The organism is Rheinheimera soli, assembly GCF_021290985.1.
Taxonomy (GTDB): domain Bacteria; phylum Pseudomonadota; class Gammaproteobacteria; order Enterobacterales; family Alteromonadaceae; genus Pararheinheimera; species Pararheinheimera soli.
In genome coordinates this window covers 17,868-35,074 of the sequence record NZ_JAJOYU010000024.1, presented here as the reverse complement: position 1 = coordinate 35,074, position 17,207 = coordinate 17,868, and the positions used below count along the sequence as shown (strand labels likewise).

The 17,207-nt window shown below is 47.0% G+C and carries 12 protein-coding genes and 5 tRNA genes; all 17 read right to left on the bottom strand.

The annotated features are described in order from the left end of the window. Positions 1 to 12 precede the first annotated feature (12 nt). The 17 genes from fusA to LSG37_RS15385 all read right to left on the bottom strand — a co-directional run bounded on the left by fusA (position 13) and on the right by LSG37_RS15385 (position 17,107). The gene (gene fusA / locus LSG37_RS15465; protein WP_233080740.1) at positions 13 to 2,127 is read right to left on the bottom strand and encodes an elongation factor G; all 2,115 of its coding nucleotides are present in this window, start codon (positions 2,125 to 2,127) and stop codon (positions 13 to 15) included. Between the two features lie 27 nt (positions 2,128 to 2,154). Continuing rightward, complete coding sequence (gene rpsG / locus LSG37_RS15460; protein WP_008899788.1) at positions 2,155 to 2,625, bottom strand: 30S ribosomal protein S7; 471 nt, start codon at positions 2,623 to 2,625, stop codon at positions 2,155 to 2,157. An 82-nt stretch (positions 2,626 to 2,707) separates the two neighbouring features. After that, complete coding sequence (rpsL, locus tag LSG37_RS15455) at positions 2,708 to 3,085, bottom strand: 30S ribosomal protein S12 (protein WP_008899789.1); 378 nt, start codon at positions 3,083 to 3,085, stop codon at positions 2,708 to 2,710. A gap of 150 nt (positions 3,086 to 3,235) precedes the next feature. Next, a complete protein-coding gene (gene rpoC, locus LSG37_RS15450) occupies positions 3,236 to 7,417 on the bottom strand; it encodes a DNA-directed RNA polymerase subunit beta' (RefSeq protein ID WP_233080739.1) in 4,182 nt (1,393 codons plus the stop codon). Between the two features lie 79 nt (positions 7,418 to 7,496). Next, positions 7,497 to 11,522 (bottom strand): DNA-directed RNA polymerase subunit beta, encoded by a 4,026-nt coding sequence (rpoB, locus tag LSG37_RS15445; RefSeq protein WP_233080738.1) that lies wholly within the window; start codon positions 11,520 to 11,522, stop codon positions 7,497 to 7,499. A gap of 176 nt (positions 11,523 to 11,698) precedes the next feature. Next, positions 11,699 to 12,064 carry a 50S ribosomal protein L7/L12 gene (gene rplL / locus LSG37_RS15440; RefSeq protein ID WP_008899792.1) on the bottom strand — a complete coding sequence of 122 codons (366 nt, stop codon included), beginning with the start codon at positions 12,062 to 12,064 and terminating at the stop codon, positions 11,699 to 11,701. Positions 12,065 to 12,139: 75 nt separating this feature from the next. After that, on the bottom strand, positions 12,140 to 12,625 hold the full coding sequence (gene rplJ, locus LSG37_RS15435; RefSeq protein ID WP_233010941.1) for a 50S ribosomal protein L10: 486 nt from the start codon (positions 12,623 to 12,625) through the stop codon (positions 12,140 to 12,142). A 308-nt stretch (positions 12,626 to 12,933) separates the two neighbouring features. After that, positions 12,934 to 13,635, bottom strand: coding sequence for a 50S ribosomal protein L1 (rplA, locus tag LSG37_RS15430; protein ID WP_008899794.1), 702 nt, complete (start codon positions 13,633 to 13,635; stop codon positions 12,934 to 12,936). A gap of 3 nt (positions 13,636 to 13,638) precedes the next feature. Continuing rightward, positions 13,639 to 14,067: a 50S ribosomal protein L11 gene (rplK, locus tag LSG37_RS15425; protein WP_008899795.1), complete on the bottom strand. Its 429-nt coding sequence runs from the start codon at positions 14,065 to 14,067 to the stop codon at positions 13,639 to 13,641. 123 nt (positions 14,068 to 14,190) lie between these two features. After that, positions 14,191 to 14,718: a transcription termination/antitermination protein NusG gene (gene nusG, locus LSG37_RS15420; RefSeq protein WP_086003576.1), complete on the bottom strand. Its 528-nt coding sequence runs from the start codon at positions 14,716 to 14,718 to the stop codon at positions 14,191 to 14,193. Between the two features lie 15 nt (positions 14,719 to 14,733). Further along, a complete protein-coding gene (gene secE, locus LSG37_RS15415) occupies positions 14,734 to 15,108 on the bottom strand; it encodes a preprotein translocase subunit SecE (RefSeq protein ID WP_008899797.1) in 375 nt (124 codons plus the stop codon). Between the two features lie 82 nt (positions 15,109 to 15,190). Next, positions 15,191 to 15,267 (bottom strand) — tRNA-Trp (locus LSG37_RS15410). A 215-nt stretch (positions 15,268 to 15,482) separates the two neighbouring features. Then, positions 15,483 to 16,667: an elongation factor Tu gene (gene tuf, locus LSG37_RS15405; protein WP_233080737.1), complete on the bottom strand. Its 1,185-nt coding sequence runs from the start codon at positions 16,665 to 16,667 to the stop codon at positions 15,483 to 15,485. Between the two features lie 77 nt (positions 16,668 to 16,744). Continuing rightward, positions 16,745 to 16,820, bottom strand: a tRNA-Thr gene (locus LSG37_RS15400). Between the two features lie 13 nt (positions 16,821 to 16,833). Beyond that, a tRNA-Gly gene (locus tag LSG37_RS15395) sits at positions 16,834 to 16,908 on the bottom strand. 28 nt (positions 16,909 to 16,936) lie between these two features. Continuing rightward, positions 16,937 to 17,021: transfer RNA gene (locus tag LSG37_RS15390), tRNA-Tyr, on the bottom strand. Between the two features lie 10 nt (positions 17,022 to 17,031). After that, positions 17,032 to 17,107 (bottom strand) — tRNA-Thr (locus LSG37_RS15385). Positions 17,108 to 17,207 lie beyond the last annotated feature (100 nt).

Genomic DNA, 17,207 nt, shown 5'->3' with positions numbered 1-17,207 from the left:
CAAATTAAGTGATTAATCGTTACTACCAGTACTACTACGAGCTGCAATAATTGCTTCAGTCACGTTGTTTGGTGCTTCCATGTACTTCAATGGTTCCATTGAATAGGAAGCACGGCCCTGGGTCAATGAACGCATGCTGGTTGCATAACCAAACATTTCGGACAAAGGAACCTGAGCGTCAACGATCTTGATACCACCAGGAGCATCTTCCATACCGTTGATGATACCGCGACGACGGTTTAAGTCACCAACGATGTCACCCATGAAGTCTTCCGGTGTTACCACTTCAACTTTCATGACGGGTTCAAGGATCACTGGCTTAGCTTGCAGTGCGCCTTTTCTGAAGCCCATAGAGGCGGCAACTTTGAACGCCATTTCGTTTGAGTCCACATCGTGGTACGAACCATCGAATACGGTAACTTTCACGTCAATGACAGGGTAACCAGCAAGGATACCGTTTTTCATTTGTTCGATAATGCCTTTGTCGATAGCAGGAATGTATTCCTTTGGAATCACACCACCCACGACAGCGTTAACGAACTCATAGCCTTTGCCTTCTTCCTGAGGTTCGATTTTCAGCCAGCAATGACCAAATTGACCGCGACCACCAGATTGACGAACAAATTTACCTTCAACTTCAGTGCTGGCGCGAATAGTTTCGCGATAAGCGACCTGAGGTTTACCAACGTTAGCTTCCACTTTGAATTCGCGTTTCATACGATCCACGATGATTTCCAAGTGCAGCTCACCCATACCAGAAATAATAGTCTGGCTGGTTTCTTCGTCGGTGTGAACACGGAAAGATGGATCTTCTGCAGCAAGTTTGCTCAGAGCGACACCCATACGTTCCTGGTCAGCTTTGGTTTTTGGTTCCACTGCAACAGAAATTACCGGCTCCGGGAATTCCATACGTTCCAGCGTAATGATGTGGTCAGGGTCACATAAAGTGTCACCTGTAGTCACATCTTTAAAACCTATACCGGCAGCAATATCACCAGCACGAACTTCTTTGATTTCCTGACGGTCATTGGCGTGCATCTGAACGATACGACCAATACGCTCTTTCTTGTGTTTTACCGGGTTATAAACGCTGTCACCAGAGTTAATCACACCAGAGTAGCAACGGAAGAAGGTCAATGTGCCAACAAAAGGGTCAGTTGCGATTTTGAACGCAAGTGCCGCAAATGGCGCATCGTCATCAGCATGGCGTAAGCCTTCTGACTCATCTTCGTTAATACCTTTGATCGCTTTCACTTCAGTAGGTGATGGTAAGTATTCAATCACAGCATCAAGCATTGCCTGAACGCCTTTGTTTTTGAATGCAGAACCACAAAGCACAAGAACCACTTCGTTAGAAAGAGTACGTTGACGCAAGGCCGAACGGATTTCGTCTTCAGTCAGCTCACCGCCTTCCAAATAACGTTCCATTAGCTCTTCATTGGCTTCAGCTGCTGCTTCTACCATGTTTGCACGCCACTCTTCACACTCAGCAAGCATTTCCGCAGGGATCTCTTCGTACGTGAAGGTCATACCCTGGTCAGCTTCGTTCCAGTTGATTGCTTTCATTTTTAACAAGTCAACCACGCCACGGAAGTTCTCTTCAGAACCAATAGGTAACTGAATAGGCACTATGGTGTGATTCAGACGGTCACGGGCTTGCTTCACAACACGTAGGAAGTTAGCGCCAGTGCGGTCCATCTTGTTAACAAAGATCAAACGTGGAACTTCGTATTTATTTGCCTGACGCCATACTGTTTCGGTCTGAGGCTGAACGCCTGAAGAACCACACAGTACAACAACAGCACCATCCAGAACACGAAGGGAACGTTCTACTTCAATAGTGAAGTCAACGTGCCCCGGTGTATCGATGATGTTTACACGATGTTGAGGGAACTGGCCCTGCATACCACGCCAAAAGGTCGTAGTAGCAGCGGACGTGATAGTGATACCACGTTCCTGCTCCTGTTCCATCCAATCCATCGTGGCGGCGCCGTCATGAACTTCACCGATCTTGTGAGACAAGCCGGTATAGAACAAAACTCGTTCAGTTGTCGTGGTTTTACCCGCGTCAACGTGAGCACAAATACCAATGTTCCGGTAAAGCTCAATAGGAGTTGTACGTGCCACAATCGAATCCTCTTAAAAAGGTCTGTCTTACCAGCGGAAATGCGCGAAAGCTTTGTTCGCTTCAGCCATACGGTGAACGTCTTCACGTTTCTTAACAGCAGAACCTTTATTCTCAACGGCATCCAGCATTTCACCAGCTAAACGCTGGGCCATTGATTTCTCACCACGTTTACGGGCAGCTTCAACCAACCAACGCATAGCTAAAGCGTTACGACGAACCTGACGAACTTCACATGGAACCTGGTAAGTAGAACCACCCACACGGCGTGATTTAACTTCAACAGTAGGACGAATGTTGTCTAATGCAACTTCGAACAGATCCAGCTCTGGTTTTTTAGATTTTGTCGCAGCGATGTCTAATGCGCCGTATACAATTGATTCAGCTGTAGATTTTTTACCGTCGATCATTACGACGTTTACGAACTTGGCAAGTAATTCACTTCCGAACTTAGGATCTGGAAGGATTTTACGTTGACCTATGACGCGTCTTCTTGGCATTCGAAACTCCGATTGCTTCAGGGGATTCCAAAACTTTTAATGAAAAAAGTTACTTAGTTTGGCCTTACTTAACGGAGTTAAGTTATTTGTTCTTCGGCCGCTTGGCGCCGTATTTAGAACGGCCTTGCTTACGATCTTTAACGCCTGCACAGTCTAAAGTGCCGCGTACGGTGTGATAACGCACACCTGGAAGGTCTTTTACCCGGCCGCCACGGATCAGAACAACACTGTGTTCCTGTAAGTTGTGGCCTTCACCGCCGATGTAAGAAGTAACTTCGAATCCGTTAGTTAAACGAACACGGCATACTTTACGTAATGCAGAGTTAGGCTTCTTAGGTGTGGTGGTGTATACGCGGGTACAAACACCACGCTTCTGTGGGCAAGCTTCGAGCGCCGGCACGGTGCTCTTAGAGACCACCTGGCTGCGCGGCTTACGCACTAGCTGGTTGATTGTTGCCATTAAATACTCCTGGTTAAATAACTACCTATAAACGTGAAAATTCCGCACCCAAATTTGGGGCTGCGGAATTCTACTGGTCAACCTTTGACCTGTCAAGGAACAAAAAGGGATGGTCATTTGCTGGCGACCATCCCAATCTGCGGCTTCGACCTATTCGTCGTTGCCAGACAAGTCCATATTCAGAGCATCAGTCAGAGCTTGTTCAGCACTTTCTGCACTCATCGCCGGTTCAGCGACTTCGCCATTGGCGACACGTTGACGCTGACGGATACGGTTTTGGTGATACGCAAAACCAGTACCTGCCGGGATCAAACGGCCGACAATTACGTTTTCTTTCAGGCCACGCAGCTCGTCGAATTTTCCGCCGACTGCAGCTTCTGTTAATACGCGCGTTGTTTCCTGGAACGACGCCGCAGAAATGAAAGAGTCCGTTGACAGTGATGCTTTGGTAATACCTAACAACGACCGTTCGTACTTCGCAGGGATCTTACCTGCGGCTTCCAGTTCAGCGTTTGCAATATTAACGCGTGACACTTCCGCCATTTCACCTTCTAAGAACTCGCTGCTGCCTGGGTGAATGATTAAACATTTACGCAGCATTTGGCGAATAATAGTTTCGATGTGCTTGTCGTTAATTTTAACGCCTTGCAGACGGTATACATCCTGTACTTCGTTCACGATGTAACTGGCTACATGGTGGATACCACGTAAGCGCAGAATATCGTGTGGTGACTCTGGACCTTCAGAGATCACTTCACCTTTCTCGATACGTTCACCTTCGAACACGTTCACCTGACGCCATTTCGGGATCATCTCTTCATGAGAATCACCTTGCTCTGGTGTAATGATCAGACGACGTTTGCCTTTGGTTTCTTTACCGAAGCTAATAACACCTGAGATTTCCGCCAGGATGGCAGGATCTTTTGGCTTACGGGCTTCGAACAAGTCGGCAACGCGTGGCAGACCACCCGTGATGTCGCGTGTTTTCGAGCTTTCTTGTGGAATACGAGCTAATACAGCACCGGCTTTTACGTTCGAACCATCAGTCACTTCAATAGTGGTGAAGCTCGGTAAGCGGATTTCCTGTAATGCACCGTCGTCCATTTCTAAAATTAACTTAGGTTCTTTCGCATTGGCCTTGGACAGGTCTTTCACCACAGTACGGGTTAAACCAGTCAGGTCGTCTTGCTGAACTTCAGTGTTGGTATCATCGATATCGCTGTGCGATACCTTGGCACCACGTTCTACGATAATTGGGTGAGAGTGCGGATCCCAGCTTGCAACGATTTGGCCAGAAACGATTTTTGCATTGTCGTCTGTGGCTAAAATAGAACCGTATGGCAGCTTGTAACGCTCTTTCTCACGACCCATGTCGTCGAACACTGTGACTTCGGCTGAACGTGAAGTGATAACAATTTTGTTGTCACTGTTACGTACGAACTTCGCATTGTGTAGCTTCAGGATACCTGAGTTCTTCACCTGTACGCTGTTCTCAGCTGATGACCGTGATGCAGCACCACCGATGTGGAATGTACGCATCGTTAACTGTGTACCTGGCTCACCGATGGACTGAGCGGCGATAACGCCTACAGCTTCACCAGCGTTGATGATGTGGCCACGGGCCAAATCACGACCGTAACACTTGGCACAAACACCAAAGTTGGTCTGACAGGTAATTACAGAACGAACATAGACTTCGTCAATCGAGTGTTTTTCAATCGCATCACACAGCTTCTCGTCTAACATGGTGCCGTCTTCAACCAGCACTTCGCCAGTTGCAGGAACTACCACGTCGCCGATCACAACACGACCTAATACGCGCTCACGCAGACCTTCTACGACGTCACCACCTTCAATCAGTGGCTTCATCATGATGCCTTCTGTTGAGCCACAGTCAGATTCAGTCACGACTAAATCCTGTGCAACGTCAACCAGACGACGGGTCAGGTAACCGGAGTTTGCTGTTTTTAACGCTGTATCCGCCAAACCTTTACGAGCACCGTGAGTAGAGATGAAGTACTGAAGTACGCTCAGACCTTCACGGAAGTTCGCTGTAATTGGCGTTTCGATGATTGAACCATCTGGTTTAGCCATCAGACCACGCATACCGGCTAACTGACGGATCTGAGCTGGAGAGCCCCGTGCGCCAGAGTCGGCCATCATATAAACAGAGTTAAATGACGGTTGAGTGACTGTGTTGCCATCGCGATCCACAACAGACTCTTTCGATAAGTTGTCCATCATCGCCTTAGATAAGGCTTCGTTGGCAGTTGACCAAATGTCGATGACTTTGTTGTACTTTTCACCGGCCGTTACTAAACCTTGTTGGAACTGGTCCTGGATCTCTGCTACTTCAGCTTCTGCAGCAGAAATGATATCAACCTTGGCTGCCGGGATGACCATATCGTCAATACCAACAGACACACCAGACAACATGGCGTAATGGAAACCTGTGTACATGATCTGATCCGCTAAAATAACGGTATTTTTCAGACCAATACGACGGTAAGAGCCGTTCAGTAAACGTGAAATCTGTTTCTTACCCATAGCCTGGTTGATTGAATCAAAGGCTAAGCCCTCAGGCATGATGGAGTACAGAATGGCACGGCCTACTGTAGTGTCGCGTACTGCTGTTACTGAAGAACGGGTGCCGTCTTCGGCAATAGTTACTTCAGTGATACGTACTTTGACACGGGCGTGTAAGCTGGCAACACCGGCACGGAATGCTTTTTCAGCTTCCTTGGCATGTTTGAAGATCATGCCTTCGCCTTTGGCGTTTACCGCATCACGCGTCATGTAATACAGACCCAATACAACGTCCTGTGAAGGAACGATGATTGGTTCACCGTTAGCTGGCGACAGAACGTTGTTCGTCGACATCATCAGCGCACGGGCTTCTAACTGAGCTTCAATGGTCAGAGGCACGTGAACGGCCATCTGGTCACCGTCGAAGTCGGCGTTGTATGCAGCACACACCAATGGGTGTAACTGGATAGCCTTACCTTCGATCAGTACAGGTTCGAATGCCTGAATACCTAAACGGTGAAGTGTAGGAGCACGGTTTAACAGCACCGGGTGTTCACGGATCACATCGTCCAGAACGTCCCATACAGCACCTTCTTCACGTTCAACCATTTTTTTAGCCGCTTTAATAGTAGTGGCTAAACCGCGGGCTTCTAACTTACCGTAGATGAAAGGCTTGAATAACTCTAAAGCCATTTTCTTTGGTAAACCGCACTGATGCAGACGTAAAGTAGGACCTACTGTGATTACAGAACGGCCTGAGTAGTCAACACGCTTACCTAACAAGTTCTGACGGAAACGACCTTGTTTACCTTTGATCATATCGGCCAAAGATTTCAGAGGACGTTTGTTCGAACCCGTGATAGCGCGACCGCGACGACCGTTGTCTAACAACGCATCTACAGCTTCCTGCAACATACGCTTTTCGTTACGTACTATGATATCAGGAGCTGACAGGTCTAACAGACGCTTCAGACGGTTGTTACGGTTGATCACACGGCGGTATAAATCGTTCAGATCAGAAGTAGCAAAACGGCCACCATCTAATGGAACTAAAGGACGCAGATCTGGTGGCAGTACTGGCAGTACTGTCATGATCATCCACTCTGGTTTGTTACCAGAAGTGTGGAATGCTTCCATCAGTTTCAGACGTTTGCTGATTTTCTTGCGCTTTGTCTCTGAGTTGATGGTTGGCAACTCTTCACGCATTTGTTTGATTTCCGTCGCAAGTTCAATGCCACGTAAAATGTCCAGAATTGCTTCTGCACCCATTTTGGCTTCAAACTCGTCGCCGTGCTCTTCCAGCACGTCCAGATATTCTTCTTCAGTCAGCATCTGACGACGCTCTAAAGAAGTCATGCCTGGTTCGGTCACAACATAAGATTCAAAATACAATACACGTTCGATATCACGTAACGTCATATCTAACAGCAAACCGATACGGCTTGGCAGTGATTTCAGGAACCAAATGTGGGCTGTTGGGCTGGCCAGTTCAATGTGACCCATACGCTCACGACGTACTTTAGTCAGAGTGACTTCAACACCACATTTTTCACAGATCACACCACGGTGCTTTAAGCGTTTGTATTTACCACACAGACACTCATAGTCTTTTACCGGGCCAAAAATCCGTGCACAAAACAAACCATCGCGCTCTGGCTTGAAGGTACGGTAGTTGATCGTCTCAGGCTTTTTCACTTCACCAAAAGACCATGAACGGATCATGTCTGGTGAAGAAAGGCCGATACGAATCACATCGAACTCTTCAGTTTTAGTTTGTTGTTTCAGAAACTTTAATAAGTCTTTCACCTTTGCTCTCCTGTAAGAGGTTAACCAGCAAGGGGCGGAGTACCGCCCCGGACAATTCGATTAGTTTTCCTAACCGGGGTTATTCCTCTTCCAATTCGATGTTGATACCGAGTGAACGGATCTCTTTCATCAATACGTTGAAAGATTCTGGCATGCCTGGTTCCATGCGGTGGTCGCCATCCACGATGTTTTTATACATCTTGGTACGGCCATTCACGTCATCAGACTTGACTGTTAACATCTCTTGCAGCGTGTATGCTGCGCCGTATGCTTCCAGAGCCCACACTTCCATCTCACCGAAACGCTGACCACCAAACTGAGCTTTACCGCCCAATGGTTGTTGAGTAACCAGACTGTACGAACCAGTAGAACGGGCGTGCATCTTGTCGTCTACCAAGTGGTTCAGTTTCAGCATGTACATGTAGCCAACAGTAACCTTACGTTCGAAGGTATTGCCGGTACGACCATCGTACAATGTGATCTGACCGCTGGTCGGTAAGTCACCTAAAGTCAACAGCTCTTTGATTTCGCTTTCTTTGGCGCCATCAAACACTGGAGTAGCTACAGGTAAACCTTTACGCAGGTTTTCTGCTAAACGACGCACTTCGTCATCTGTGAAGCTAGCGATATCAACGTTTTGACGTGACTCACCCAGCTCGTAGACCTTTTTCAGGAAGGCACGGATTTCCGCAACTTCTTTCTGGTCTTTGATCATGCCGTCAATCTTGTCACCGATACCACGGGCCGCTAAGCCTAAGTGAGTTTCAAGGATCTGACCGATGTTCATACGAGACGGTACACCCAGCGGGTTCAATACGATATCAACCGGCTGACCTTTTTCGTCATATGGCATGTCTTCAACTGGAACAATGGTAGAAACAACACCCTTGTTACCGTGACGACCGGCCATCTTGTCACCAGGCTGGATACGACGTTTCACAGCTAAGTACACTTTAACAATCTTCAGAACGCCAGGAGCTAAATCGTCACCCTGAACAATCTTGCGACGTTTGGCTTCGAATTTCTTATCGTATTCAATACGGATTTCTTCGTACTGAGCCGCTAATTGTTCCAGATCGTTTTGCTTATCTTCATCAGCCAGGCTGTAGCCTAACAGAGCATCACCACGTAAGCCGTTCAGCTTAGTGCGGTCAACGCCTGTGCTTTCAACCAGGTTGCGGGCACGTGAGAAGATACCTTCTTCAAGGATACGGAATTCTTCATTCAGGTCTTTCTTAGCCTGTTTGACTTCCATTTCTTCGATTTCACGAGCACGTTTGTCTTTTTCAACGCCATCACGAGTGAAGACCTGAACGTCGATCACTGTACCAGTGACAGAGTTAGGCACACGTAATGAGCTGTCTTTTACGTCAGAAGCTTTTTCACCGAAGATAGCGCGTAACAGTTTTTCTTCCGGAGTCAGCTGGCTTTCACCTTTAGGTGTCACCTTACCAACCAGAATGTCGCCGCCTTTCACTTCAGCACCGATGTAAACGATACCGGCTTCGTCCAGCTTAGATAAAGCAGACTCACCTACGTTTGGAATATCGGCAGTGATTTCTTCAGGCCCTAACTTGGTATCACGAGCGATACAGCTCAGTTCCTGAATGTGAATAGTGGTTAAGCGATCTTCCTGTACTAAACGCTCGGATAACAAGATCGAATCTTCGAAGTTGTAACCGTTCCACGGCATGAATGCCACGCGTAAGTTTTGACCTAAAGCCAGTTCGCCTAAGTCCGTAGACGGACCATCGGCCAGTACATCACCACGTTCAATCGGCTCACCATGGTTTACACATGGACGCTGGTTGATACAGGTGTTCTGGTTAGAACGGGTGTATTTAGTCAGGTTGTAGATGTCGATACCGGCTTCACCGGCTACCATTTCTTCTTCGTGTACTTTAATTACGATACGGCTGGCGTCGACATAGTCAACAGTACCACCACGTTTCGCCACTACAGTTACACCAGAGTCTTTGGCTACAACACGTTCTACACCAGTACCTACTAACGGCTTATCAGCACGTAAGGTAGGAACGGCCTGACGTTGCATGTTTGAACCCATTAATGCACGGTTGGCGTCATCGTGTTCCAGGAACGGGATCAGAGCAGCAGCAACAGATACGATCTGCTGTGGTGCAACGTCCATATACTGAACCTTGTCGGCCGGCATTAAGGTGAATTCGTTTTTGTAACGGCACGGTACTAAATCTTCAACCAGACGGTTTTCTGCGCTTAACTCGGCGTTCGCCTGAGCGATAACAAAGTTACCTTCTTCAATCGCAGATAAGAAATCGACTTCGTCAGTCACAATACCATCTTCAATACGACGGTAAGGTGTTTCGAGGAAACCGTATTCGTTGGTCTGAGCAAACATAGACAGCGAGTTGATCAAACCGATGTTTGGACCTTCTGGCGTCTCGATTGGACAAACACGACCGTAGTGTGTTGGGTGAACGTCACGTACTTCGAAGCCTGCGCGCTCACGGGTCAAACCGCCCGGGCCTAACGCAGAAATACGACGTTTGTGCGTTACTTCTGACAATGGGTTGTTCTGGTCCATAAACTGAGACAGCTGGCTTGAACCAAAGAACTCTTTCACCGCAGCAGAAATAGGCTTAGCGTTGATCAGATCCTGTGGCATCACAGCGTCCAGATCACCTAAAGACAGGCGTTCTTTTACTGCACGTTCCACACGAACTAAACCAACACGGAATTGGTTTTCAGCCATTTCACCAACAGAACGGATACGTCTGTTACCTAAGTGGTCGATATCGTCCACTTCGCCTTTACCGTTACGAATGTCGATTAAGACCTTCATTACAGCCAGGATATCGTCTTTGGATAAAACGCCTACGCCTTTACCTTCTTCGAAGTCAACACGACGGTTGAACTTCATACGACCTACAGTAGATAAGTCGTAACGGTCTTCAGAGAAGAACAGGTTTTCAAATAAAGTTTCAGCAGCTTCACGCGTTGGTGGCTCGCCTGGACGCATCATACGGTAGATTTCTACCAATGCTTCCATGCGGTTGCTGCTTGGATCGATCCGGATGGTTTCAGAAATATAAGAACCTTGGTCCAAATCGTTAATGTAAAGAGTTTCGAAACTTTCGTAGCCCGCTTTTGCTAGTTTTGCTAACAGCTCCAGTGTGAGCTCTGCGTTCGCCTCGGCAATAATCTCTCCGGTTGAACGGTCAGCGTAATTTTTTGATAAAACGCGGCCTACTACATATTCATGTGGTACTTCCATCAGTGTCATGCCAGTTTTTTCTAACTGACGCACATGACGGGCAGTAATACGACGACCAGCTTCTACGATCACTTCGCCATCGTTGTCTTTGATATCAAAAGCAGCTGTTTCACCACGTAAGCGGTTTGCGACCACTTCCATCAACAGTTTGCCGTCTTTAATTTCAAAACGGGTGCTTTCGAAGAAAGTACTTAAAATTTCTTCAGTACTTAAGCTCAGCGCACGTAACAAAATAGTGGCTGGCAATTTGCGGCGGCGATCGATACGCACGAACAGGTTATCTTTGGCATCGAACTCAAAGTCTAACCATGAACCACGGTAAGGGATCACGCGAGCATTGTATAAAACCTTGCCTGAGGAGTGAGTCTTGCCACGGTCGTGGTCAAAGAATACACCCGGGCTACGGTGCAGCTGAGAAACGATAACACGTTCAGTACCATTGATAACAAAGGTACCGTTTTCAGTCATCAATGGGATTTCACCCATATAGACTTCTTGTTCACGGATATCTTTGATTGTACCTGGTACTTCTTTATCAAATAAAACCATGCGCAGTTTGACACGCAGCGGAGCTGAGTAAGTCACACCACGAATTTGGCACTCTTTGACGTCAAAAACCGGCTCGCCAATGCGGTAGCTGACATATTGCAGCTCGGCACTACCTGAGTAGCTTTTAATTGGGAATACAGAACGGAATGCAGCTTCTAAGCCGTATCCACCTTCTGGATCAGGTTCGATAAATTTGCTGAACGATTCAATTTGAATCGACAACAGATATGGCACATCCAGCACTTGTGGACGTTTGCCGAAGTCCTTACGGATACGTTTCTTTTCAGAATAAGAGTAAGTCATGGGGTTCCTCAGCTAGCTGATTTTTTACCCTACCTACCCTCTAGGGGCGGCTTGAATGTTACCGACATGGCAACATTAGGGTGGGGAAAATCAATGTCCCACAGCGCAAAAAGGCCGGTGGTTATTTCACCACCAGCCTAGCCTGAAATCAGGCGTATAATCTAGAAAAATCTAGATTATTTAACTTCAACAGTAGCACCAGCTTCTTCTAACTCTTTCTTCAGAGCTTCAGCTTCGGCTTTAGAAACTGCTTCTTTAATTGCAGCTGGAGCAGCTTCAACTAAATCTTTAGCTTCTTTCAGGCCTAAACCAGTAGCGCCGCGAACAGCTTTGATTACTGATACTTTGTTAGCGCCAACAGCTGCCAGAATTACGTTGAATTCTGTTTGTTCTTCAACAGCAGCAGCTGGACCAGCAGCAACTGCAACAGCAGCAGCAGCAGAAACGCCGAACTTTTCTTCCATAGCGCTAACTAATTCAACAACTTCCATTACAGACATTGCAGCGATAGCATCTAAGATTTGATCTTTAGTAACTGACATTGCTCAGATTCCTAAATTAAGGGGACGTATCCCGTATTAAACTTTAATTCCAAACAAAACGTAAAATTACGTCGTTTAGGCTTGTTTTTGGTCGCGAACTGCGGCGATGGTACGTACCAATTTGCCGGCTGCTGCTTCTTTCATAGTGCTCATTAAACGTGCAATAGCTTCGTTGTATGTTGGCAACGATGCTAAAACGTCAATGCTTACTGTGGCGCCATTGAAGGCTGCGCCTTTCAGCTCAAACTTAGCATTTTCTTTCGCGAAATCTTTGAAGATACGCGCTGCAGCACCTGGGTGCTCTTTAGAGAATGCAATCAGTGTTGGGCCAACGAACGCGTTGCTTAAACACTCGAACTCGGTGCCAGCTACTGCACGGCGTACCAGCGTGTTACGGACAACTTTCATCCATACGCCAGCTTCACGGGCCTGCTTACGCAGATCAGTGATTTTGCCTACAGTAACACCGCGAGCGTCTGCAACTACCGCAGATAAAGCACCTATGGCAGCTTCCTGAACTTCAGCAACGATCGCTTTTTTGTCATCAAGCTTAATAGCCATTGGCTCTTAACTCCTGGTTCTTCCAGACGGTATTGTCTGGTTGCCTACACAACGTTAATCAGTAAAAAAATACTGTTTAACGCGCGATTTACGGTGAGAGCCAGATTGATAGGAATCTTTCTGGGGCTAACACCGTCTGCGTAGGTTGTGCTTTTAAGCCACGCCTTTTAAAAAAATTTGCGGCACCTACGGTCTTGGACGGAAGCCGAAAACTTTGTAAACAAAGCCCGGCTTCTACCCGAATTTTTGAGCGCGAGATTATAAAATAACCACGCGCTCCTGTAAAGCAGCTATTTCAGAGGACTGAATTAGATTTTGGCGTCTAAAGAAGCCTGATCTAAAACGATACCTGCGCCGTGAGTAGTAGAAATGGTCACTTTCTTGATGAAAACGCCTTTTGCTACAGATGGCTTAGCACGCTTTAAAGCAACTAACAGAGACTCGATGTTCTCTTTCAGTTTGTCAGTGTCGAAGTTAACCTTACCCACTGTAGAATGGATGATACCATTCTTGTCGTTACGGTAACGAACCTGACCAGCTTTAGCGTTTTTCACTGCTTCAGCAACGTTTGGAGTCACTGTGCCAGTTTTAGGGTTAGGCATTAAACCACGTGGGCCTAAGATCTGACCTAACATACCAACAACACGCATTGCGTCTGGAGAAGCGATAACAACATCAAAGTTCATCTCGCCTTTCTTAACTAATTCAGCTAAGTCTTCCATACCCACGATGTCAGCGCCTGCAGCTTTAGCAGCTTCAGCGTTAGCACCCTGAGTGAACACAGCAACACGTACAGTGCGGCCGGTACCGTGTGGTAACACAGTAGCGCCACGAACGTTTTGATCTGACTTACGTGCGTCGATACCCAGGTTGATAGCAACATCAACTGATTCAACGAACTTGCCAGCTGTTAATTCTTTTAATAACGCAACTGCGTCATTGATCGCGTATTCACGAGTAGAATCTACTTTTGAACGGATTAATTTAGCACGCTTTGATAATTTAGCCATTGATTAACCCTCCACCACTAAGCCCATTGAACGGGCAGTACCAGCAATAGTGCTCAGTGCTGCTTCGTCAGTACCCGCTGTTAAATCAGCACGTTTGATCTTAACGATCTCTTCCAGCTGAGCAACAGTCACTTTACCCACTTTCTGGGTATTAGGACGGCCTGAACCACCTTTTAAACCAGCAGCTTTCAGTAATAAGAAAGAAGCAGGTGGGGTGCGGGTTTCAAATGTAAATGAGCGGTCGCTGTATACAGTGATCACTACTGGAATAGGCATGCCTTTTTCCAGTGACTCTGTACGGGCGTTGAAGCCTTTACAGAATTCCATGATGTTCACACCGTGTTGACCCAATGCTGGACCAACTGGTGGCGACGGGTTTGCCATACCAGCTTTAACTTGTAATTTTACAAGTGCCGTGACTTTCTTTGCCATGTTTCACCTCAATTTAGGGTATTCGCCTCGTAAGTGCGAGGACACTTACTCAAACGGCTCCCCTGACGTTAAAAAAGGCCGCGATTATATTTTAATCAGCGGCCCGTTACAAACTATTTCTGCTTAGGCTTTTTCGACCTGGCCAAATTCCAGTTCGACAGGAGTAGAACGACCGAAAATCAACACGGACACCTTCACGCGGCTTTTCTCGTAATCTACTTCTTCTACTACGCCGTTAAAGTCAGCAAATGGACCTTCAGTCACACGTACCACTTCACCCGCTTCGAACAGAGTCTTAGGCTTCGGCTTATCAGCGTTGTCCTGCAGACGGTTCAGAATAGTGTCAGCTTCTTTCTGGCTGATAGGCGCAGGGCGGTCTGAAGTACCACCGATAAAACCTAATACACGTGGCACGCTTTTGACTAAGTGCCATGCTTCTTCACACATTTCCATCTGCACTAATACGTAGCCAGGGAAAAATTTGCGTTCAGACTTACGTTTCTGACCAGCGCGCATTTCAACAACTTCTTCAGTTGGAACCAGCACTTCGCCAAACTTGTCTTCCATTTGCTGGATCTTGATATGCTCACGCAATGAAGTCGCTACGCGCTGTTCAAAACCCGAAAAAGCCTGAACTACATACCAACGCATTTTTCCTGACATAACTTAGATCCCCAGACCTGTGATAAATGATACAAGGCTTAATAAAATTGAATCTAAGCCCCATAGTAATAATGCAACAATCAAGGTCGCAACCATTACGATAATAGTGGTTTGCATTGTTTCCTGACGGGTTGGCCATACAACTTTGCGAACTTCAGTTCTGGCTTCTTTCGCAAACTCAATAAATGCAGAGCCCTTGCTGGTCTTGGCTGCGATAAAAGCCGCCAAGCCGACTAAAACCACTATGCTTGCAGCTTTTTCAACTGCAGAAAACTCATATATATAGTTCGCTGCGACCATCAGGGTCAGCAGAACTAAGACGCCCAGCCATTTCACTAAATCTAAGCCGCCTTTTGGGGTTTCACTCGTTGCATTCATGCTTTAACTCACTTTCCCATGGCTTGTTGGTACAAGCTACTACTTCGACTAACGTGCAAAACACCTTAGCGCCTAATATAAGTGGCAGGGGCGGAGGGATTCGAACCCCCAACCATCGGTTTTGGAGACCGCTGTTCTACCAATTGGAACTACGCCCCTACAGAAAATTGCGCCAACCGCTCAGAGCAGTCCCGCAAAAATAGCCGCTCATTATACTGTCTTAGACGACTAAAACAAGATAAGGATCCGACTTGAAACTATTTAATCAGAGTTAGCTGTGCAGAATTCAAGCCTGTTGTTGTTAATTTTCCGGCTAAAGCTAACAAAGCAATATAAAAAAGGGCCCCTTTGGAGCCCTTTTCAAGTTCTGACTATTACGCCAGTACTTTAGATACTACACCAGCACCTACTGTGCGGCCACCTTCACGGATGGCGAAGCGTAAACCTTCGTCCATCGCGATTGGGTTGATAAGCTCTACAACAAACTTCAGGTTGTCGCCTGGCATTACCATCTCTACGCCTTCTGGCAGTTCTACTGAACCAGTTACGTCTGTAGTACGGAAGTAGAACTGTGGACGGTAACCTTTGAAGAATGGAGTATGACGACCACCTTCTTCTTTCGATAATACGTACACTTCACCTTCGAACTTGGTGTGTGGCTTGATTGAACCTGGTTTTGCTAATACTTGACCACGTTCTACGTCTTCACGTTTAGTACCACGTAACAGTGCGCCGATGTTCTCGCCTGCACGACCTTCGTCTAACAGTTTACGGAACATTTCTACACCAGTACAAGTAGTCGTCACTGTGTCTTTCAGACCAACGATTTCTACTGACTCGCCTACTTTAACGATACCTTGCTCTACACGGCCTGTTACTACAGTACCACGACCAGCAATTGAGAATACGTCTTCGATTGGCATGATGAATGGCTTATCAATCGCACGTACTGGCTCTGGGATGTAAGAATCTAAAGCTGCTGCCAGCTCAAGGATTTTTGGTTCCCACGTTGCATCGCCTTCCAGACCTTTTAAAGCTGAACCACGGATTACCGGCAGGTCATCACCTGGGAAATCGTAGTCTGACAGAAGTTCACGAACTTCCATCTCCACCAGCTCTAACAGCTCTTCATCATCTACCATGTCACATTTGTTCATGAATACAACGATGAAAGGTACGCCTACCTGACGAGATAACAGGATGTGCTCACGCGTCTGTGGCATTGGGCCGTCAGTTGCAGCAACAACCAGGATTGCGCCGTCCATCTGAGCAGCACCAGTGATCATGTTTTTAACATAGTCAGCGTGACCTGGGCAGTCTACGTGGGCGTAGTGACGAGTTGGTGTATCGTATTCAACGTGAGACGTGTTGATCGTGATACCACGAGCTTTCTCTTCTGGCGCTTTGTCGATTTGATCGAAAGCGAATGCCTGACCACCGTAGTGCTTGGCCAGTACGTTAGTGATAGCAGCAGTTAAAGTAGTTTTACCGTGGTCAACGTGACCGATGGTGCCTACGTTAACGTGCGGTTTATTACGTTCGAATTTAGCCTTAGCCATAAATAGACCCTTTTTAACAAACGGTGGTTGTATGAAATAAGTGTTTTTTGATTGTATAACAAGAGAGGCTTTTAAGATGGTGCTGATACCCAGAATCGAACTGGGGACCTCATCCTTACCAAGGATGCGCTCTACCGCCTGAGCTATATCAGCAACGTGATCTGTTTGGAGCGGGCAGCGGGAATCGAACCCGCATCATCAGCTTGGAAGGCTGAGGTAATAGCCATTATACGATGCCCGCGGCCTACTCGTAGCTATTGTACTGAAAATGGTGGAGGGGGAAGGATTCGAACCTTCGAAGGCAGTGCCGGCAGATTTACAGTCTGATCCCTTTGGCCACTCGGGAACCCCTCCACTATACTAATGGTGCCGCTTATCCGAGTCGAACGGATGACCTACTGATTACAAGTCAGTTGCTCTACCAACTGAGCTAAAGCGGCTACGTCAGTGGGTGCGAATTCTAGTGGAATGCCCCACCCCACGCAACAGGAAATAAAAAAAAACTTATAAATTCCGGCCTGAATGCTCAATAAGTACACA

Excerpts from the sequence above, each read along its gene's own strand:
- rplL (WP_008899792.1), bottom strand. The coding sequence starts at position 12,064 with ATGTCAGTTACTAAAGATCAAATCTTAGATGCTATCGCTGCAATGTCT.
- rpsG (WP_008899788.1), bottom strand. The coding sequence starts at position 2,625 with ATGCCAAGAAGACGCGTCATAGGTCAACGTAAAATCCTTCCAGATCCT.
- tuf (WP_233080737.1), bottom strand. The coding sequence starts at position 16,667 with ATGGCTAAGGCTAAATTCGAACGTAATAAACCGCACGTTAACGTAGGC.
- rplA (WP_008899794.1), bottom strand. The coding sequence starts at position 13,635 with ATGGCTAAATTATCAAAGCGTGCTAAATTAATCCGTTCAAAAGTAGAT.
- secE (WP_008899797.1), bottom strand. The coding sequence starts at position 15,108 with ATGAATGCAACGAGTGAAACCCCAAAAGGCGGCTTAGATTTAGTGAAA.
- rpoB (WP_233080738.1), bottom strand. The coding sequence starts at position 11,522 with ATGACTTACTCTTATTCTGAAAAGAAACGTATCCGTAAGGACTTCGGC.
- rplJ (WP_233010941.1), bottom strand. The coding sequence starts at position 12,625 with ATGGCTATTAAGCTTGATGACAAAAAAGCGATCGTTGCTGAAGTTCAG.
- nusG (WP_086003576.1), bottom strand. The coding sequence starts at position 14,718 with ATGCGTTGGTATGTAGTTCAGGCTTTTTCGGGTTTTGAACAGCGCGTA.
- rplK (WP_008899795.1), bottom strand. The coding sequence starts at position 14,067 with ATGGCAAAGAAAGTCACGGCACTTGTAAAATTACAAGTTAAAGCTGGT.
- rpsL (WP_008899789.1), bottom strand. The coding sequence starts at position 3,085 with ATGGCAACAATCAACCAGCTAGTGCGTAAGCCGCGCAGCCAGGTGGTC.